The organism is Mesorhizobium bavaricum (assembly GCF_056781655.1).
The window spans coordinates 43,636-61,491 of the sequence record NZ_JBXAYV010000001.1; the positions used below are offsets into that span (position 1 = coordinate 43,636).

Consider the following 17,856-nt stretch of genomic DNA (forward strand, 5'->3'; position numbering starts at 1 on the left):
CGGGCGTCAATGACGGGGAAGGTGAAGGATTGACTGATAGGGTTTGCGGGCCGAGCTTGTCGGCCGCTCAATCGAAAGCGTCATTTGAGGCGCTTCCTCGCCCGCGTGCAACTGGAGGATACGCTCGTCCAGTTCCTTGTCTACTTCCGTGAGACGATGGTTTAACCGAAGGTAGTCCGTCCAGGTCGGCGTGCGAAACGTTTCTGTCCATTGCATGGGCTTCTGCAGGTTGCGCTGGAGCGTCCAGTTCCGAGCCCCGACGCGGCTGTGGACATGACGCCGCTCGCGCATGAGGTCGAGGAAGGCCTCGAGATTTCTCTCGGCTATCAGATATTCGACCTTGACCACGATCGGCCCGCTTCTCGGCTTCAAATTGAGGGCGACTGCCGGGGCGTCGAATTCCTCCAAAGGATCGGGCTCGGACTCGCGGCGCTCGCGAAGAGGAAACAGAACGCCGGCTGCGGCAACCAGCAGCAGAGCACCAGCGGAGCCCTCCAGTGCCCAGGTCAGCGAATGGTTCTGGGAAACCGTGCCCCATACCCAGCTGCCGGCCGCGATGCCGCCATCTATCAAGGCATAGTAGATCGAAATCGTACGCCCCACGACCCAGCGCGGGCTCGCCAGTTGCACGCTCACGCCAACCCCGGACCAGGCGGTGACCCAGCCCGCGCCGCCCAGGGCAAGCGCAATTGCTGCAACCGCAATTGAAGAGGTCAGTGCAAGGGAAAGGGAGCATGCCGCGCAGGCGACGCACGCGAGCCTCATCAACCGTTCCTGCGATAAGCTCCGTCTGAATGTGCCGTTGGCGAGGCCGGCGAAGACGGCGCCTGTCCCGAAACCGGCCATGAGCGTGCCATAGGCGAGCGGTCCTCCGCCCAAATGATCGCGGACAACCAGCGGCAGCAGCGCGAGTATGGCGATGCTCGCCAGGCCAAAGAGGGTTCCGCGCGCGATCGCCGCCTTGATTTCCGATGACATCGCCGTGAAGCGCAGCCCATCATAGATCGCCGTCCTCATCGACTCGCGTGGAAGAGGTGACGAGCGAACCTTCCACTTGCAGCGCCATATGGTGCCCAGGGGTACCAAATAGGTGAGGGTGGTCACGGTAAAAGCTGCCATAAGCCCGAACGAGGCAACCACGATGCCGCCGAGGGCCGGGCCCACGGTCCGCACAGTGTTGAAGCCGACGGAGAGCAGAGTGACGGCGGCTGGAACATCGCGTCGGTGCACCATATCGCCAACCGAGGCCTGCCAGGCAGGATCGTTGAGAGCGCCGCCGCTTGCGATCAAGAAGCTGAAGCCGAGGATCATCCACGGACTGACAAAGCCCAGCGCCACGGACGCAGTGAGCATCGCAGAGGCTATCACCATAAGGCAACGGCCGGCGAACATGACCCTGCGACGGCTGAAATTGTCGGCGAGCACCCCGGCGAAGACAGATAAAATGAACGCGGGCAGGTTCGATGAAGCCTGTACCAACGCAACCATCAGATCGGAAGTCGAGATCGTCGCCATCAGCCAGCTGATGGCGACAGTCTGCATCAACCAGCCGAGAGAAGAGACCTGCGTGGCGAGCCAGATCGAACGAAAAGTCGGCTGCATGAGTGGCGCAAAAGTCGTCGGCGCAGCCAAATCTTCAACTGATCCAGCTACCCTACTCATTTTTTGCAAGCCTTTTCTTTCCGGTATCGGCCCTCTCGCATGTAATCTCGACTGAACCGAGGCGGCTGGCAAAATTGAGAGAAACTTTTTGCCGCCGATGAGGCGGGCACAGTTCCTTCCGATCAGTGATTTGCGGCCGAGACGCTGACCCGAGCCAACTCACCTTGCCTTCGAAGACATCACCCGGGCGGAGCCCGTTCTTGCTTGTCGTTTGACGCAGCATGCTTCATCAACAGGCTCTTTGCCGGGCGACGCCTTTTCGCGGGAAGCGACCATGTTCTTTCGTTGAAAACTCATTCACCAGGCGCGTTCAATGCGCTGAGTGTGGCTTGGGGAGAGTGAGGACGTTTGCAGATCTTTGACAGGATCGATTCACTGATAGACGCAGACGATTGCCGGGCCGCGATCGAAGAGGCGCGTGCCTTGCTACTTCAACTCGAACAAAGGTCTGATGCGCTCACACATGCGATCGACGACTTTCTGCTCGATCTCATGACACTGTCTTTCATTGTTGAATGTTACGGGCGCGGCTTTGAATTTTTGGCGCGAACGCTTGCCCGTAGAAGACTGGCGAAGGTCAGGCTTTTGTCGGGAGGGGTCGGTTCTGTCACTTGGCCGTTTTAGTGTAAGCACCGGAGCCATGACGTGAGTCTGGGGGCTTCCAAGCGCCGGTTTGGCCGGTTAGGGTTTGTAGGGGCGCGAACAACCGCATGAACGAACGGGATGATGCTGGAAAAACTGCGCACCTGTTGGGGGTTTAGCCCGACCGTCGACAGGAACATCGCCCTGGTCGAAGGCTTTCTGAAGGGCAAGCGGTTCGCCGACCTGGCTCAGGAGCATGGCTTGTCGACAGCCAGGGTGCGCCAAATCATCGAGAAGGCCGATTGGTTCGTGGGCCGCGGCATCCTGACCAAGGCTGAACCGTCCAAGGCCTCGCCTCGATCCGATTTCATGGCCGCCTATCCGTATGTGTGGAACCTGGCCCAGCTGCAAGGGCTCGGTAGCGCCACGCCGCGTCATTTCTTTAGGGAGTTGGAACGCGCGGGATCGCTGGAACGGCTCGTTGAGAAGATGAAGCGATTGCCGAGCCGCGGACGAACAACACGTGAGCTGGTGCGCCTCGTTTGGCAAAAGGAGAGGGGCGAGAGCCCATGGCCTGCGATGAAGCGATCAAGCATTGCGATCGCGCAACCAAGTTGCCCGGTCGACCGTCCGGACCGCGCCCTTCAGTGCCAGCTCGCCTTGGAACCGGCCCTCCAGCAATTGGTTCAGCGCGCACTGGAATCAGGCTGGAGCGAGGATGAGACAGTCTACGCGCTCCTCCAGCTCGCCGGCGCGCAGGCAGCTTCCGAGGGCGGCGGTAGTCGATGGAGATGGCACTTCCTGAAACAGCTAATTCAGCCATATTGCCAAAAATAGCTGTTTCACCTATCTTAGGGGTAAAGATGGAGAGCTAGGATGACCAGCTTTACGCTAACCGACCTCGGAAACAAATCTGGCGAGGTGGTAGAGGCGGCATACCGAGGGCCTGTTGAGATCACAAAGCGCGGCAAGCGCAAATTTGTGCTTCTGACCGTTGAGCAATTCGACCGATTGGCGGGACGAAGCGCACAACGGGCGTATCGTGTCGAAGACCTCAAGGGAGCCGAGCGTGATGAAATTCTCGCTGGCCTGGACGCCGTCACCTTGAGGGATAGCGGAGAATGACCGAGCCTGAACATGGCCACGTCATTCTCTATTCCTATCTGTGGGCGCGAGAATTCGATCGCGGTGAAGACAGTGGCCGAAAGGCTCGGCCGACTTGTGTGATGGTAATCGTCGCAGGCAAGGATGGCCGCACGCGGCCTCTGCTTTTTCCCATCACGAGTAAGGCTCCGGGACCTGACCGGCGTTGCGTCGAGGTCCCGGAGACTGAGGCGAAGAGGGCGAAGCTCTATACGCCGGCCTGGGTCATCGTGGACGAATTCAATGTCGATGACCTCACGACCTCATGGGCTTTGGAGTCCACCGTTCCGGTAGGCCAGTTCACGCGACGTTTCATGGCGAAGGTTGCGGCCGAGGCAGCGGCCGCCATTCGGGCCAAAAACATTCGCAGCATACCGCGGCAATGATTATCGCATTGCTCGCTGAAATCCTCACTTGAATGGGGTTCTTTGCACGGACGCCACTATCGCGGCGGCATCATCGGTACAGCAAGAACGGTTCCTGCCCTGGACTAGACCTTGATGAAGCTGGCATAAGTTGGCCGCAAGTACTGTAGTCATGAATCCGCGAGGTTTCGTGGCGAGTGACGTGGCTCCTGTGCGGGGCCCATTTCCCGCTCTTTCGGCTTAATTCCCTTGTTCCAGCCCGGACCTTGCCGATCAACCCGCTGCGGGGTCGGACTACGCAAAGCGTGCCGTCGCTCAAGGCTTCGCCATCGCGATGATTGCGGTCCCGGCTGGACCCGACGGGCGCCTGTCGAGCGGGGAATGGTCCCCGCAAACACGGGAGCAAAACACATGTAGCACGAACTCAGCCTCGCTCAGAGCCACGCCTGGAACCTCGCTCGCACCCTGATGACGCCGGTCATCCTGTTCAAGGTCAATGACAACGAGTACGGCGTTCTTCCTGCCGAAGACCTCGACGGCGACGAAGTCGAGGCGATCGCTGAATACTGCCCATACACAGGCGGTCGGCCGGTTCATTGAACCGGCCCTCTATGCCACGGCGTGCCGCTTGCGAGCGGCAGGCCGCAAGGGAGGCTGCGCCGCGGCGGAAGCCGCGCCCTTGCGCCCTTTGCTCTTCGCGGCGGTCGCGGCGTGTTCCGCGAATTGTGCGGAATTGATAGACTTGGAAAAAGGCCGGCAGCAGCTGCCAGGAGAGAAGAATGGAAAAGGCGGATATAGAGGAGCTGCGCGGCCGGGTCGGCTGTGCGGCGGTGTTGGAGACGGGCGGCTTTGCGGTCGACCTCAAGGAAAGCACCCGCAAAGCGGTCAAATACCGCCGTGGCGACGATATCATCATCGTCATCCATGACGGCAAGGGTTGGTTCGATCCGTTGTCGGATGCAAAGGGCGATGTCTATTCGCTGGTCCAGCATCTGGACGGCGGCGATTTCGTGGAAGCCTTCGTGCGGCTTGCGTCGCTTGTGGGATTGGTGCCGAGCGAGCCCGAATGGAAACGGCAGTCCCGGGAGACCGAACCCGACCAGTCCATCCTGCAACGATGGGTGGCGCGACGCAAGCCGTGGCGCGGGTCGGCGACCTGGCGCTATCTGCGCGATGAGCGGCACATTCCCGAACAGGTCATCGCGACAGCGACCGCTCAGAACGTTCTGAGGGAAGGCCCGCGCGGCAGCATGTGGGCCGCCCACAGCGACGCGGCCGGTATCGTCACCGGCTGGGAGGAGCGCGGCCCGCAATGGCGGGGTTTTGCGGCTGGAGGCGGCAAGATGTTGTTCCGGTTGGGGACGACGATGACAGCCACCCGCATCTGCGTCACCGAAGCGGCGATCGACGCCATGAGCCTGGCCGCGATCGAACGGATCCGGCGCGATACGCTGTATGCCAGCACTGGCGGCGGCTGGTCGCCGGCGACGGACACGGCTCTTCGCCTGTTGGGGGCAAGGCCGAACACGCGGCTTGTGGCGGCCACCGACGCCAACCCGCAAGGCGAGGCATTCGTGTCGAGGCTGCGTGAGCTTGCCGGCGAGCTCGCCTGCGACTTTGAGCGGCTGAAGCCGCGCGCCGAAGACTGGAACGCGATGCTGCAGGACGCGGCACCCGCCTGACGGCGCCGATCACTCAACCGCCGGCGCAAGATTGAAGATCGTTGCCAGCGCTTTGCCAATGACCATGTCAACTCGAAAGTCTGCGCCACGCAGGCATGACAGCCGGTTCGCACCGCCAAATTGGAGAGGAAGAGAAAGAAAAGGAAAGGAAACCGGGTTGCCGCATGCCCGCCGGTCGCGTGCAAGGGTGAAGCTTCGCCCGGCTGCGCCGGCCCTTGACCCGCCCGGACGGAGAGGCGGCCGCTGGGAAGGGGTCATGAAGGGCTGAAGATGATGGGCATCCACGAGGGTGCTGCGCGCTCAGGCCCGACGAGGCTGAAGGAGCCCGCCGATGAACCCCTTTTCTCCCATCCGTAAAGTCTACCAGGGCATTGCCGACCGCCGGCAGATGTTCCGTTTGTTCGACCGCCATGCGCAGCGCCCGAACCGGGATCACGTCGATGCCGGATCTCTTTATCTCGGGGAGTGGTTTGGAGTCGGCCGCGCCGAGCACGACTACATGCTGGAAATTCTGCCACCGCTCTGGATGCGAGGCGAGATGTTCGCGCTACGCGAGTTTCTTACCGATAGCATCACCAGCGTCTTCTACACACTGCGCATCGACGGCGGAACGCGTTACTATCATGCCTATTGCGATCTGAATGTGGCGCGATCGCCTGCCGAAATGCGCGATGCCATCGTCGAGCGCGAGTCCTCGCCGGGGAAGGCGATGACGCGCGAAGAGCGGTTGGAGCATATCTGGAGCGCCACGCACGACGATTACCGTGGCTATGCCGGGGACCGCTGGCTGCCGGAGCATCGAGGCAAGCGCACGGTGCTCTGTTATGGCGGCCGGCAGGGCACCACGCTGAAGTTGCTCGACGAACTCACCGATGATGAGATCGCGGCCAAGCTGCCGGTGCATCTGCGCCATCTCCCGATCCAGGCGGCGGCGTGAGGTGGGGCGATGTTTACCTTTCCCATCCTTGCCGTCCGCAAGGTGATCGATCGCGGCATTGCCGATGCCGCCGCCAATGGAGGCTTCCGCAATCCCTACTATGGGACGAGGCCCGGTGAGGGCGAACGGCCCGGCCTCTGGTTGGTCGGCGACGAGGGCGTCTACATCCTGTCCAACGGCAAACTCGCCGAGGGCGCCCGTGCGCTCGTCGCCTATTCGGAGCAATGCCACCCTGTCGGCAATCCCGACTGGTGGGACTACAAGCGCCGGCATTTCGGCGGTGACGACGGCATCGAATTCATCGACGCCGAGCAACTGATCCCGCTGTTCGATCGCAACCTTCGCTGCACGCATCTCAACGTGCAGCTCACCGAGACCGAAGTCTCGCTCTCGCTGATCGCCCGCTAACCCCAGCCAACCCGCCAGCCTTTCACGCGGCCGCCAACGGCGTCCGCGTGCTCGCGCTTGCCCTCAAATCCAAGGAGATTTTTCATGGCCCATGACGACCCCTTTACCATCGACCTGTTCGGCAGCACGGCCATTTCGTCCGGACTTGGCCTTAGCGTCACCGCCTTCGCGGCTGACTTCGGGCCGGGCGATGACGATGATCCCAATTCTTCCGCGCCTTCGCCGGTCACGCCGGCGGTTGCAGCCATGCAACCGACGTCGAAGCCTCGACGGGGTCATGGACTGAACTTTCATCTTGCCGGCGATCGTGGGCTGGCCCGTGGCTGGAAGGATCGGGCCGGCGACAACATCGCTTTGATCCGGCTCGCCGCCGAAATCGAGGCCGATGAGCGCCCTGCCACGCGCGAGGAGCAGGAGCGGCTGATCCGGTTCACCGGCTTCGGCGCGTCCGACCTTGCCAATGGTGTCTTCCGCCGCCCCGGCGAGAGCGATTTTCGCAAAGGCTGGGGCGAGATCGGCTCGGACCTGGAAGGAGCCGTCGGTGAGATCGACTATGCCTCGCTCGCGCGCTGTACCCAATATGCCCACTTCACCCCGGAGTTCATCATCCGGGCGATCTGGTCAGGCCTCCAGCGTCTCGGATGGCACGGCGGTCGGGTTCTTGAACCAGGCGTCGGAACCGGCCTGTTTCCGGCGCTGATGCCGCAGTCCTTGCGCGGCGTCTCCCACGTCACTGGAATCGAACTCGATCCCGTAACCGCCCGCATCGCCCGGCTGTTGCAGCCGCAAGCGCGGATCATAGCCGGCGATTTCGCCCGCACCGACCTGCCGTCACATTTCGATCTTGCGATCGGCAATCCGCCGTTTTCGGATCGAACGGTCCGCTCCGATCGGGCGTATCGGTCGATGGGATTACGGCTGCATGACTACTTCATTGCCCGGTCGGTCGATCTGCTGAAGCCGGGGGCTCTTGCCGCCTTCGTCACCAGTTCGGGCACGATGGACAAGGCAGACAGCACATCGCGCCAGCACATTGCGAAGTCGGCCGATCTGATTGCCGCGATGCGCTTGCCCGAAGGCAGTTTCCTGGCCGACGCTGGCACTGATGTCGTGGTCGACATTTTGTTTTTCCGTAAGCGCAAGCTCGGCGAGCCAGAGGGCGACCTGTCATGGCTCCACACCGAGGAAGTCCGGGGAGCAACCGCAGATGAGGGCGCGATCCGCGTGAACCGCTGGTTCGCGCGCCACCCGGATTTCGTACTCGGCACGCATGCCACTGTCTCGGGGCCTTATGGCGAGGCCTATTCCTGCCTGCCCCATCCCGGTGTCGATCTGGAGCGTGCGCTCACCGCAGCGATCTCGCTTCTTCCGGAAGCCATTTATGACGGCGAGCCGGACGAGATTGATCATGAGATTGATCACGACGCCAAGCCCAGTGCCGATGTCGTCGATGTCGTCGATACCCTGCCGGAAGGCGCCGGCGTGCGCGAGGGCAGTTTCTTCGTCGCGAAAAATACCGCCCTCGCGCAGATGATCGATGGCGCTGCGGTGACCATCACGGTGCGCAAGGGCAGGGCGAGCGAAGGCGTGCCGGAAAAGCACGCGCGTATCATCCGCAAATTGATCCCCATCCGTGATGCGGTGCGTGAAGTCCTGAAGGCCCAGGAATTCGACCGGCCCTGGAAGCCGGCGCAAGTCAAGCTGCGCATCGCATGGTCGAATTTTGTGCGCGGCTTCGGCCCCATAAACACGACCGTCGTTTCCACCAGCGAGGACGCAGAGACCGGCGAGGTCCGCGAAGTGCATCGCCGGCCAAACCTGCAGCCCTTCCTCGACGATCCCGATTGCTGGCTGGTCGCCTCCATCGAGGACTACGATCTCGAAACCAACACCGCCCGGCCGGGTCCGATTTTCACCGAGCGCGTCATCGCGCCGCCCGCGGCACCCATCATCACAAGTGCTGCCGATGCGCTTGCCGTCGTGCTCAACGATCGCGGCCATGTCGACGTCGATCACATCGCCGAATTGCTGCACGCCGATGCCGAAGCCGTCATCACCGAACTCGGCGACGCCATCTACCGCGATCCGGAGACCGGTTCGTGGCAAACGGCCGACGCCTATCTCTCCGGTCAGGTCCGCGACAAGTTGAAGGCCACGGAAGCCGCAGCCGCACTCGACCCCATTTTCGAGCGCAATGTCCGCGCCCTGGTCGAGGTTCAGCCGGCTGATCTTCGGCCTTCCGATATTACGGCCCGTCTTGGCGCACCATGGATACCCGCCGCCGATGTTGTCGCCTTCATCGAGGAGACGATGGGTGCCGAGATCAGGATCCATCATATGCCGGAGCTGGCATCGTGGACCGTCGAGGCGCGGCAATTGGGATGGATGGCGGCCGGCACGTCCGAATGGGGCACCGATCGCCGTCATGCCGGTGAGCTCCTAGCCGACGCGTTGAACAGCCGGGTGCCGCAGATCTTCGATACGGTGAAAGAGGGCACAGCTGAAAAGCGCGTGCTCAATGTCGTGGATACGGAGGCCGCCAAGGAAAAGCTGCAGAAGATCAAGACCGCTTTCCAGAACTGGATCTGGTCCGAACCCGAGCGGACCGACCGGCTGGCGCGGGTCTATAATGACCGCTTCAACAACATCGCTCCCCGAAGATTCGACGGGGATCACCTGCAGCTTCCAGGCGCCTCCGGCGCCTTTTCTCTTTATGGACACCAGATGCGCGGTATCTGGCGTATCGTCTCGGCCGGCTCGACCTACCTCGCCCACGCCGTGGGCGCCGGCAAGACCATGACGATTGCCGCGGCCGTCATGGAGCAGCGCCGGCTTGGTCTGATCGCCAAGGCCATGTTGGTCGTTCCCGGCCATTGCCTTGCACAGATGGCCCGCGAATTTCTGGCGCTCTACCCGACCGCGCGAATCCTCGTCGCCGACGAAACGAATTTTTCTTTAGCCAAGCGACATCGCTTCCTGTCGCGTGCGGCAACCGCCACTTGGGACGCGATCATCATCACCCACAGCGCCTTCCGCTTCATCGGCGTGCCGTCGGCATTCGAGCAACAGATGATCGAGGACGAACTGGAACTCTACGAAACGCTGCTGACCAAGGCCGAGAGCGATGACCGCGTCTCGCGCAAGCGTCTCGAGCGGCTGAAGGAGGGGCTCAGGGAACGGCTGGAGGCGCTGGCGACCCGCAAGGACGACCTACTCACCATCGCCGAGATCGGCGTCGACCAGATCATCGTCGACGAAGCGCAGGAGTTCAGGAAGCTTTCCTTCGCGACCAACATGTCGACGCTCAAGGGCGTCGATCCGAACGGCTCGCAGCGGGCCTGGGACCTTTATGTCAAATCCCGGTTCGTGGAGACCAAGAATCCGGGCCGGTCGCTCGTGCTGGCCTCCGGCACACCGATCACCAACACGCTTGGCGAGATGTTCTCGGTGCAGCGCTATCTCGGTTACGAGGCGCTGCTTCAGCGCGGCCTGCACGAGTTCGACGCCTGGGCTTCGACCTTCGGCGACGTCACGACTGAACTCGAATTGCAGCCATCCGGCAAATACAAGCCGGTGACGCGCTTCGCAACCTTCGTCAACGTGCCGGAATTGATCGCCATGTTCCGCTCCTTCGCGGATGTGGTGATGCCGCAAGACCTTCGGGACTATGTGAAGGTGCCGGCGCTTTCGACCGGCGCACGGCAGATCATCACCGCCAAGCCGTCCGCGGCCTTCAAGCACTACCAGATGGTGCTCGACGCCCGCATCAAGGCCATCGAGGAACGCGACCGTCCGGCAGAACCTGGTGACGACATCCTGCTTTCGGTTATCACCGACGGCCGGCACGCCGCTATCGACCTGCGCCTGGTCGATCCGGACGATGACAATGAGCCGGACAACAAGCTCAACGCCCTGATCGGCAATGCCTTCCGTATCTGGCAAGAAACAGCGCAAAGCAGCTATGTCCGCGCCGACGGCAAGCCGTTCGAGCTTGCCGGCGCAGCGCAGATGATTTTTTCCGATCTCGGCACGATCAGCGTCGAGAAAGCCAGAGGCTTCTCGGCCTATCGCTGGATTCGCGACGAGCTGGTCCGCAGGGGCGTTCCGGTATCGGAAATTGCCTTCATGCAGGATTTCAGGAAGTCAGAGGCCAAGCAGCGCCTGTTCGGCGATGTGCGCGCTGGAAAAATACGGTTCCTGATCGGCTCCTCCGACACGATGGGCACCGGAGTCAATGCGCAGCTTCGCCTCAAGGCGCTGCATCATCTCGATGTGCCGTGGCTCCCCTCCCAGATCGAGCAGCGCGAAGGTCGTATCCTGCGGCAGGGCAACCAGCACGATGTCATCGATATCTTCGCCTACGCCACGGAAGGATCGATGGATGCCCAGATGTGGCAGAACAACGAGCGCAAGGCCCGGTTCATCGCGGCCGCCCTGTCCGGTGACACGTCCATTCGGCGGCTGGAGGATATGGGTGAGGGGCAGGCCAACCAGTTCGCCATGGCCAAGGCGATCGCCTCGGGCGATCCGCGTCTGATGCAGAAGGCAGGTCTGGAGGCAGACATTGCCCGTCTGGAGCGCCTTCGCGCGGCCCACATCGATGATGAGCACGCCGTTCGACGGCAGATCCGCGATGCCGAGCGCGATATCGAATATTCGACCCGGCGCATCGGCGAGGTCGGAAAGGATATCGAGCGCCTCGTGCCCACGACCGGAGACGGGTTCAGCATGGTGGTCGGGGGCGAGGCGGTCACTGAGCGCAAACGCGCCGGTCGTGCGCTGATGAAGGAAATCCTGACTCTCGTGCAGCTTCAGAAGGAAGGCAAAACCCCTATAGCCTGCATCGGCGGGTTCGAATTCGAATATTCCGGCGAGCGTTTCGGCAAGGACGGCTACCGCTATGCCACCATGCTGGTGCGCACCGGCGTCGATCATGAGATTGAGCTCGCGGTGACCACCACGCCGCTTGGTGCGATTTCTCGCCTCGAGCATGCCTTGGCCGGCTTCGAGGGCGAGCAGGTACAATACCGCCAGCGTCTTGAGGATGCCGAGCGCAGGCTCATCTCCTATCGCTCGCGTCAGGGCGGCGAGTTCGGATTCTCTGGTGAACTGGCCGAGAAGCGCCGGCAGCTTGCGGAAATCGAAACCGATCTCGCGTCCTCGACTGATGTCCGGGATCAGCGTGCTGCCGCATAGCAGGCTCGATCACGCCGCCGATCATTGTCAGCCATTGACCGGGGGCAAGGGTTCAAGGCGGGTGCAGGCGATGCAGGAGGTGCGCCGAACTGCTTACCCATGTTGATGCCACGTTTCGGTCATGCTCGGCTCCGGCCAGCCAGACCACATGACGTAACGTCAAGAATCAGCTAACTGGATCATCGCGGCGGACCTGATTGGACCGTCCGGCCGGCGCCTGCCAGAGCCCCCCGCAAAAGCGGGCGCCGGCCTTTTAGCGCTTGAAGGGCGAGCAGTCATATTGTTTCGTCTTGTCCCCATCCAGACACGAGGCAGTTGCGATGGACGACACCAAAGGCGGCGCAAACCACACGTCCGTTGAGATAGTCGAGGCCATGGGCGAGTGGTTCGTCCGTGTTATTGGGAACGGCGAAGAACTTACCCGATCATTCGACCTAGAATCGGTCGCCCTTTCCTTCGCGGAAGGCCAGCGGATGACGTAACCGCTTTGGTTCCGTGCTTGTCCGTTGGACGTTCCGTTATTTTAGCCAATCGGCATGTAATCGGCCCGTCACTTAGATGGCTGACGGGCAGCCTTTTTTATCGGTCTCCAGCTTAGTCGCGGCCAAAAAGAACGCGTCAATTTCGGCGTCGCTCTTTGCCCAGCGCCGCAAAGCCGGCCGCCATCATTGGCTCAGAATAGATCAGGCCCGGTTGCGTACTGGACAGTGCTCAAATAGAGATGGGACAAATCTGACGAAAGGACCGACACATTGACAGAAGAATCCGACCACCTCCCCGCCGAACTAGCCGAGCTTACTGCGGAGATTGTATCCGCCTACGTAAGTAAGAACCCTGTACCGGCTACCGGCCTGCCTGAACTAATCGCATCCGTGCACAAGTCTCTGTCCGGGCTTGGTACGCCGATCGCGCCTGTCGTCGAGCCGCAAACTCCCGCGGTCAACCCGAAGAAATCAGTGACGCCAGACTTCATTATCTGCCTCGAAGACGGCAAGAAGTTCAAATCCCTGAAGCGGCACCTTAGCACGGACTTCGGTCTGACGCCGGACGCCTATCGCGAGAAGTGGGGCTTGCCGCGCGACTATCCGATGACGGCCCCGAATTACGCCGCTCAGCGCTCGCAACTGGCGAAGTCCATCGGGCTTGGCCGCAAGGCTGAACCCATCGCAGCAGCCAAGAAGGCACCTGCGAAGCGGAAAGCCAAAGCGTCCGCACCACCTGACGCTACGTAACGACCCAGCTATGTCAAGGCGCGGCGGATTCCTATCCCGCCCGTGGCCGGCGCCATTCGGATAAGCTTCAGCGAGGGCCCGGCCTTTGTTCTTAGCGTGGCGGAACTCGCCGGGCGAAGAAACCCCAACCACCTCAAGCCCGGCGAGCCTACACCTGATCAAAATAGGCGATCAGGACCGGGATCAACCGGCACCACGTCCGAAGCAAGAGCAATGCCAGCACTTTGGTCCCGAAATGGGACAATACCCAGGGTCCCACGTTAGCAGCCGGGTTTCTCCTCACAAACAACAAACATAGAACAATGGTGGGCTGTCGCCACGGGAGCCGCCGCGCCGAGACAGAGAACCGTCCAACGGCCCGCGAGCGCTGATTGATGTCCACAAGATAGCATACGCTGCATCCGGCAAGGCGCTCAACGAAGTGGGCGAAAACAGCCGTGACCATGATAGAGCGAGCCGGGTTGAGGAAATGGCGCTGCTGGCCATCTGCGCCTATCCTGCGATCAGGGAAAGCAATGCTTGGCTAAGGCCCGATATCTTTTAGAGTTCGAGGAGCGCGGCTTCGCTCAACTATGTGGAAGGGTTGAGATGGACTGCCTGTTAGCCTCCATCAGACGGTTCGGAGTTCGCCGCTCGACGTCTTCCGGAACGTTTGGCCTGCACCAGTTCGTAGCTGACCTTCGGGTGACCTCATGATCACAGCCCGACAGCTTCGAGCCGCTGGAGGGCTCCTTGCGGCGTGCGTAGGTTTCAAAGACGTTAACCTTCGGTTTGCCGTGCAAAATTTTCCCCTTATCTCCATACCCCGGTCTAAGTCGGAGGGATGAGGAAAGGAAACGGAGGAGGAACAAAACCCGCTCGCAGATCGGGCGGGCCGCTGACGCTGGCGCTCAACCGCGCCGCTCGCGATCCCGGCCGCGTCGTCCTGCGCAGGGCCCAAGAGCCCCGCTCGGCCAGCCGGGCAGGGATGCTCGGCCGCAATTGCACCGGCCCGTCCGCTCCGCGGGCCGGGGGATGTCTTCGGGAAGAAGACGAGGAAGGACACAGCGAACGAACGGCGGTGTCCGCAAACCCCTTGAAGGAGCATCTCCATGGAACTGAAGTTTGTCGATCCGCGTGCGCTGAAGGATAACCCTGACAAGGCGCGACGCTCGAAGTCCAGTCCGCAGGCCGACGCGCTGCTGCTGGCTACCATTCGCGCCGTCGGCATCGTGCAGCCGCCTGTCGTCGCGCTGGAGACGGAAGGCGGCAATGGCTACGTCATCGATGCCGGCCATCGCCGGGTGAAGCAGGCGATTGCGGCCGGTCTGGAAGAGATCGCCGTCCTGGTGATCGAGAGGGCCGAGGATGGTGGCGCAATGCGGTCGCTGGCCGACACGCTCGCACATGAGCAGCTCAGTCCCGTCGACCAATGGCGAGCGATTGAACGTTTGGTTGCACTGGGCTGGACCGAGGAAGCCATCGCCGTCGCGCTGGCGCTTCCCGTCCGCCAGATCAGGAAGCTGCGCCTGCTCGCCAACGTTCTGCCGGCTATGCTCGACCAGATGGCCAAGGGCGACATGCCCAACGAGCAGCAGCTGCGCACCATCGCGTCGGCTTCGCTTGATGAGCAGAAGGAGGTCTGGAAGAAGCACAAGCCGTCCAAGACCGATCCGCAGGTGTCGTGGTGGAGCGTGGCGCAGGGCTTGACGAAGCGCCGCATGTACGCGCGCGACGCCAGCTTCGGTGACGAACTCGCCCAGGCCTACGGCATTGCCTGGGTCGAGGACCTGTTTGCTCCGGCCGACCAGGACAGCCGCTATACGACGGATGTCGAGGCCTTCCTTGGCGCGCAGCAGGAGTGGATGGCAAACACTGTGCCCAAGCGTGGCGCGATCGTGGAAGCCGGTCAGTGGGGCGAGCCGAAGCTGCCGCCCAAGGCCGAGCGTGTGTACGGCAAGCCGTCCAAGTCCGATCACACTGCCATGTATCTCGACCGCGACGGCAAGGTGCAGTCGGTCGCGTACCGCATGCCGGTGGCCAAAAAGCCCAACGGCAAGAATGGCGCTGATGTCGAGGCCGATGGCGATGATATCGCCGTTCCGGCAAAGCCGCGTCCGGACGTGACGCGCAAAGGCACAGAGATGATCGGCGACCTGCGAACCGACGCGCTGCACGAGGCGCTGTCGCGCGCACCGATCGGGGACGACACGCTGATGGCGCTGCTCGTTCTCGCTTTCGCTGGCCAGAATGTGACGGTGGCATCTGGCGCCCGCGACGTCTCCTATTACGGGGCAGCAGGCCTCGGCGAACATGCCGCGCGCCTGTTCGACCAGGAGGGCAAGCTCGAGTTCGAAATCGACACGCTGCGCATTGCCGTGCGGTCCTTGCTGACAGACGTTTTGTCCTGCAGGGAGAATCGCTCGGACAGCGGCGTTGTCGCCCGTGTCGCTGGCGACGTCATCGCCGCCGACAACTTCCTGGCCAACATGGGGACGGAGGACTTCCTGTCATGCCTGTCGCGGCAGGCATTGGAAGCCGCCTGCGCGGATACATCCGTCCTGCCCCGTCAGAAGGTCAAGGACACCCGTGCGGCCCTGGTCGATCACTTCAAGGAAGGCCGCTTCGTCCACCCGTCGGCGCTGTTTGCGCCCACTCCGGAAAAACTGACCTCCTGGCTGAAGAAGAACGAGGCCAGGGAACAGCCCGACGATGACGGCACGCCGGAGGACCTCGATGAGCTCGGCGGCGATGATGCGATCGTCGATCCTACGCCTGACGTCGGCGAGGAACCCGCTACGCAGGACGAGGACCTCGCGGACGAACAGATCGAGCCTCACAAGGTGGCCGCCGAGTAGGCGGCTCCGCCCACCTTTCCCTCCGAACGATTATTCCGCCGCCGGCACATCACCGGCGGCGGTTCTGTTTCCACCATGAGCAACACGGAGACCATCATGTCGGCTCAATTGAACTATGACCTCGTTCCACTCGGTTCGATCGTGACTTATTCCGACGGAACGCCACGCCCGCCAGAGCGGCATCACAAGAAGCTCGCCGCCTGGGAGAACCGGAACAGCGGCGGCCGGCTGATCCGCAAGCAGGCCGAAGCCCGCGTCGGCAATACCACGCTGCCCGCCTCGATCACCCTGCACAAGGCTGACTATGGCAGTCAGGGAACCATTGTGCTGCGCGTGCACCAGACGTTTTCGGTGAACAGCGACCTGAAGTTTTCGATTAACGAGCGGCCCGCCATCGGCACGGTTCTCGTTCTCGACCGCGCCGGCGACGATGCGGAGCTTGTCCATCTTGCCGCCAATCGCATGGCTGCCGAGGAATGGCTTACTCGCCACGGCTATCCGAACGCCGTGTTGCAGCAAGTCACGGCCGACACCGTAGCTGTGGTTGCTGTAGAGGGGAGGACGGCGGCATGACTGCGCGAACTTCTGAAACCCATGACGTCGAAGCCCCCGGTTTCCCGGGAGTTTCTTTTGGCCGAAGCGCCGACGGGCTTTGCGTTGCCCTTGTCGGTGAGCACGCCTTCGCCATGGCTCCAGCCCGCGATGGCCGGCACTATCTCGTCACGGGCTGGCGTATCAGCCGGCCCATGGCCGAATGGACGCGCAGCGATTTCTACGGCCATGCCGGTGAGCTTGCCGACGAGGCGGCGTTTCGCGCGCATGTCGAGGACAAGGCCCTCCACCAGCAGCAGCGCGCAGCTCTCGGGCGTCGCGAGATCCATTCCCGTGCCCACACGCCATGGGGAACCTCGCAGGGAGCGACCGTCTATGCCGAGGGCGTCGTGGCTCACTCGACGGCAGGCCATGGCGGGTTCCATCTGTCGGCGGCGCGAAATCGCAAAGTCCATGACATGCTTCGTGCCTTTGGCGGCTGGTATGAAGAGGACTGCCATTGGGCGGCCGTCGCCCAAGCCTTCCCGCAGCTCTTCACGGACTTCGAGAAGGCTTGTGCGGCAAGGACCATCCGCGACTGGTACCCGGATGCCTGGGAGGCGATCCACGGGAGGGTGCTCGAACCCGGCCAATCCGCGAAAAAGGACGAGCGAGCATTTTTCGAGAAGCATGCCGATGACTGGGTCGTGGTGTCGGCGATACGTTGCGAGCACCAGGCCGGGTTCACCGAAATTATCGCGACCCCTGGCGGCAAGCGCGGACAGGGCACGGAGGAACGTCGCTTTCTCGTTGCGACCGACGAATATCATGTCGGCCGCTTTGGATTCGTAATCGATGTTGCACGCCACCGTGTCTATGGCGGGCCATCAAGCTTCATGGATTGGCAGCGGACGGACGCATAATGTCTGTCCCCGATCACCGCGCAGCTCTTTCGCATGGATCACCGTGACGTTTTTCACGGTCTGGCCGGCAGCCTTGACCTCGAGGTCCTTGGGCGAGGACGACGGAATCGCCGTCGGCCAGCATGGTGCCGGCGGCGTCGCGCACTTCGATGCTTCCGGCACAAGCTTTGATGGCAGCCATCTCCGAGGCTGGTGCCATTCCCCTGTCGTATCCATAGACGTGGTCGTCGTTGTGATCGGTCACCGCTGCCCTCGCCTCGGGATTGAATACGGTGCGCTGTTAGTCTCACGTGCCAGCAGGCCAAAGATCTGATCCGCAGCGGCGGACCGGCGCAGCTCATCTATACCAGCAGCCGGC

Annotated in this window: 15 protein-coding genes; 14 read left to right on the plus strand and 1 reads right to left on the minus strand. The window is 62.2% G+C overall.

The annotated features are described in order from the left end of the window. Nucleotides 1-6 precede the first annotated feature (6 nt). Nucleotides 7-1,662, minus strand: coding sequence for an MFS transporter (locus AC1RZR_RS32990; RefSeq protein ID WP_481829617.1), 1,656 nt, complete (start codon nucleotides 1,660-1,662; stop codon nucleotides 7-9). Between the two features lie 348 nt (nucleotides 1,663-2,010). Here AC1RZR_RS32990 and AC1RZR_RS32995 point away from each other — a divergent pair, with 348 nt between their 5' ends. The 14 genes from AC1RZR_RS32995 (at nucleotide 2,011) to AC1RZR_RS33060 (ending at nucleotide 17,498) form a co-directional block, all read left to right on the plus strand. Beyond that, the gene (locus AC1RZR_RS32995) at nucleotides 2,011-2,286 is read left to right on the plus strand and encodes a hypothetical protein (RefSeq protein ID WP_481829402.1); all 276 of its coding nucleotides are present in this window, start codon (nucleotides 2,011-2,013) and stop codon (nucleotides 2,284-2,286) included. A 99-nt stretch (nucleotides 2,287-2,385) separates the two neighbouring features. Next, nucleotides 2,386-3,081 (plus strand): hypothetical protein, encoded by a 696-nt coding sequence (locus tag AC1RZR_RS33000; protein WP_481829403.1) that lies wholly within the window; start codon nucleotides 2,386-2,388, stop codon nucleotides 3,079-3,081. A gap of 39 nt (nucleotides 3,082-3,120) precedes the next feature. After that, the gene (locus tag AC1RZR_RS33005) at nucleotides 3,121-3,369 is read left to right on the plus strand and encodes a type II toxin-antitoxin system Phd/YefM family antitoxin (protein ID WP_027054576.1); all 249 of its coding nucleotides are present in this window, start codon (nucleotides 3,121-3,123) and stop codon (nucleotides 3,367-3,369) included. Further along, entirely contained in the window at nucleotides 3,366-3,773 is a 408-nt protein-coding gene (locus tag AC1RZR_RS33010; RefSeq protein WP_056567551.1) for a hypothetical protein, read from the plus strand. Before AC1RZR_RS33005 ends, AC1RZR_RS33010 begins: the two co-directional genes overlap by 4 nt. A 447-nt stretch (nucleotides 3,774-4,220) precedes the next feature. Continuing rightward, the gene (locus tag AC1RZR_RS33015) at nucleotides 4,221-4,352 is read left to right on the plus strand and encodes a hypothetical protein (protein WP_481829404.1); all 132 of its coding nucleotides are present in this window, start codon (nucleotides 4,221-4,223) and stop codon (nucleotides 4,350-4,352) included. A gap of 179 nt (nucleotides 4,353-4,531) precedes the next feature. After that, the gene (locus tag AC1RZR_RS33020; RefSeq protein ID WP_481829405.1) at nucleotides 4,532-5,434 is read left to right on the plus strand and encodes a DUF3991 and toprim domain-containing protein; all 903 of its coding nucleotides are present in this window, start codon (nucleotides 4,532-4,534) and stop codon (nucleotides 5,432-5,434) included. Nucleotides 5,435-5,765: 331 nt separating this feature from the next. After that, nucleotides 5,766-6,371 (plus strand): DUF1419 domain-containing protein, encoded by a 606-nt coding sequence (locus AC1RZR_RS33025; RefSeq protein WP_481829406.1) that lies wholly within the window; start codon nucleotides 5,766-5,768, stop codon nucleotides 6,369-6,371. A gap of 9 nt (nucleotides 6,372-6,380) precedes the next feature. Continuing rightward, on the plus strand, nucleotides 6,381-6,779 hold the full coding sequence (locus tag AC1RZR_RS33030; protein WP_027054579.1) for a DUF3085 domain-containing protein: 399 nt from the start codon (nucleotides 6,381-6,383) through the stop codon (nucleotides 6,777-6,779). Nucleotides 6,780-6,863: 84 nt separating this feature from the next. Beyond that, complete coding sequence (locus AC1RZR_RS33035; protein WP_481829407.1) at nucleotides 6,864-11,975, plus strand: helicase-like domain-containing protein; 5,112 nt, start codon at nucleotides 6,864-6,866, stop codon at nucleotides 11,973-11,975. A gap of 320 nt (nucleotides 11,976-12,295) precedes the next feature. Next, a complete protein-coding gene (locus AC1RZR_RS33040; RefSeq protein ID WP_481829408.1) occupies nucleotides 12,296-12,457 on the plus strand; it encodes a hypothetical protein in 162 nt (53 codons plus the stop codon). A gap of 270 nt (nucleotides 12,458-12,727) precedes the next feature. Beyond that, nucleotides 12,728-13,207: a Ros/MucR family transcriptional regulator gene (locus AC1RZR_RS33045; protein ID WP_481829409.1), complete on the plus strand. Its 480-nt coding sequence runs from the start codon at nucleotides 12,728-12,730 to the stop codon at nucleotides 13,205-13,207. Nucleotides 13,208-14,298: 1,091 nt separating this feature from the next. After that, complete coding sequence (locus AC1RZR_RS33050) at nucleotides 14,299-16,044, plus strand: ParB N-terminal domain-containing protein (protein WP_481829410.1); 1,746 nt, start codon at nucleotides 14,299-14,301, stop codon at nucleotides 16,042-16,044. Nucleotides 16,045-16,140: 96 nt separating this feature from the next. Then, nucleotides 16,141-16,617 (plus strand): UCP036055 family protein, encoded by a 477-nt coding sequence (locus AC1RZR_RS33055; protein WP_481829411.1) that lies wholly within the window; start codon nucleotides 16,141-16,143, stop codon nucleotides 16,615-16,617. Further along, on the plus strand, nucleotides 16,614-17,498 hold the full coding sequence (locus AC1RZR_RS33060; RefSeq protein WP_481829412.1) for a DUF7007 domain-containing protein: 885 nt from the start codon (nucleotides 16,614-16,616) through the stop codon (nucleotides 17,496-17,498). Before AC1RZR_RS33055 ends, AC1RZR_RS33060 begins: the two co-directional genes overlap by 4 nt. The last annotated feature ends 358 nt before the right edge of the window (nucleotides 17,499-17,856 follow it).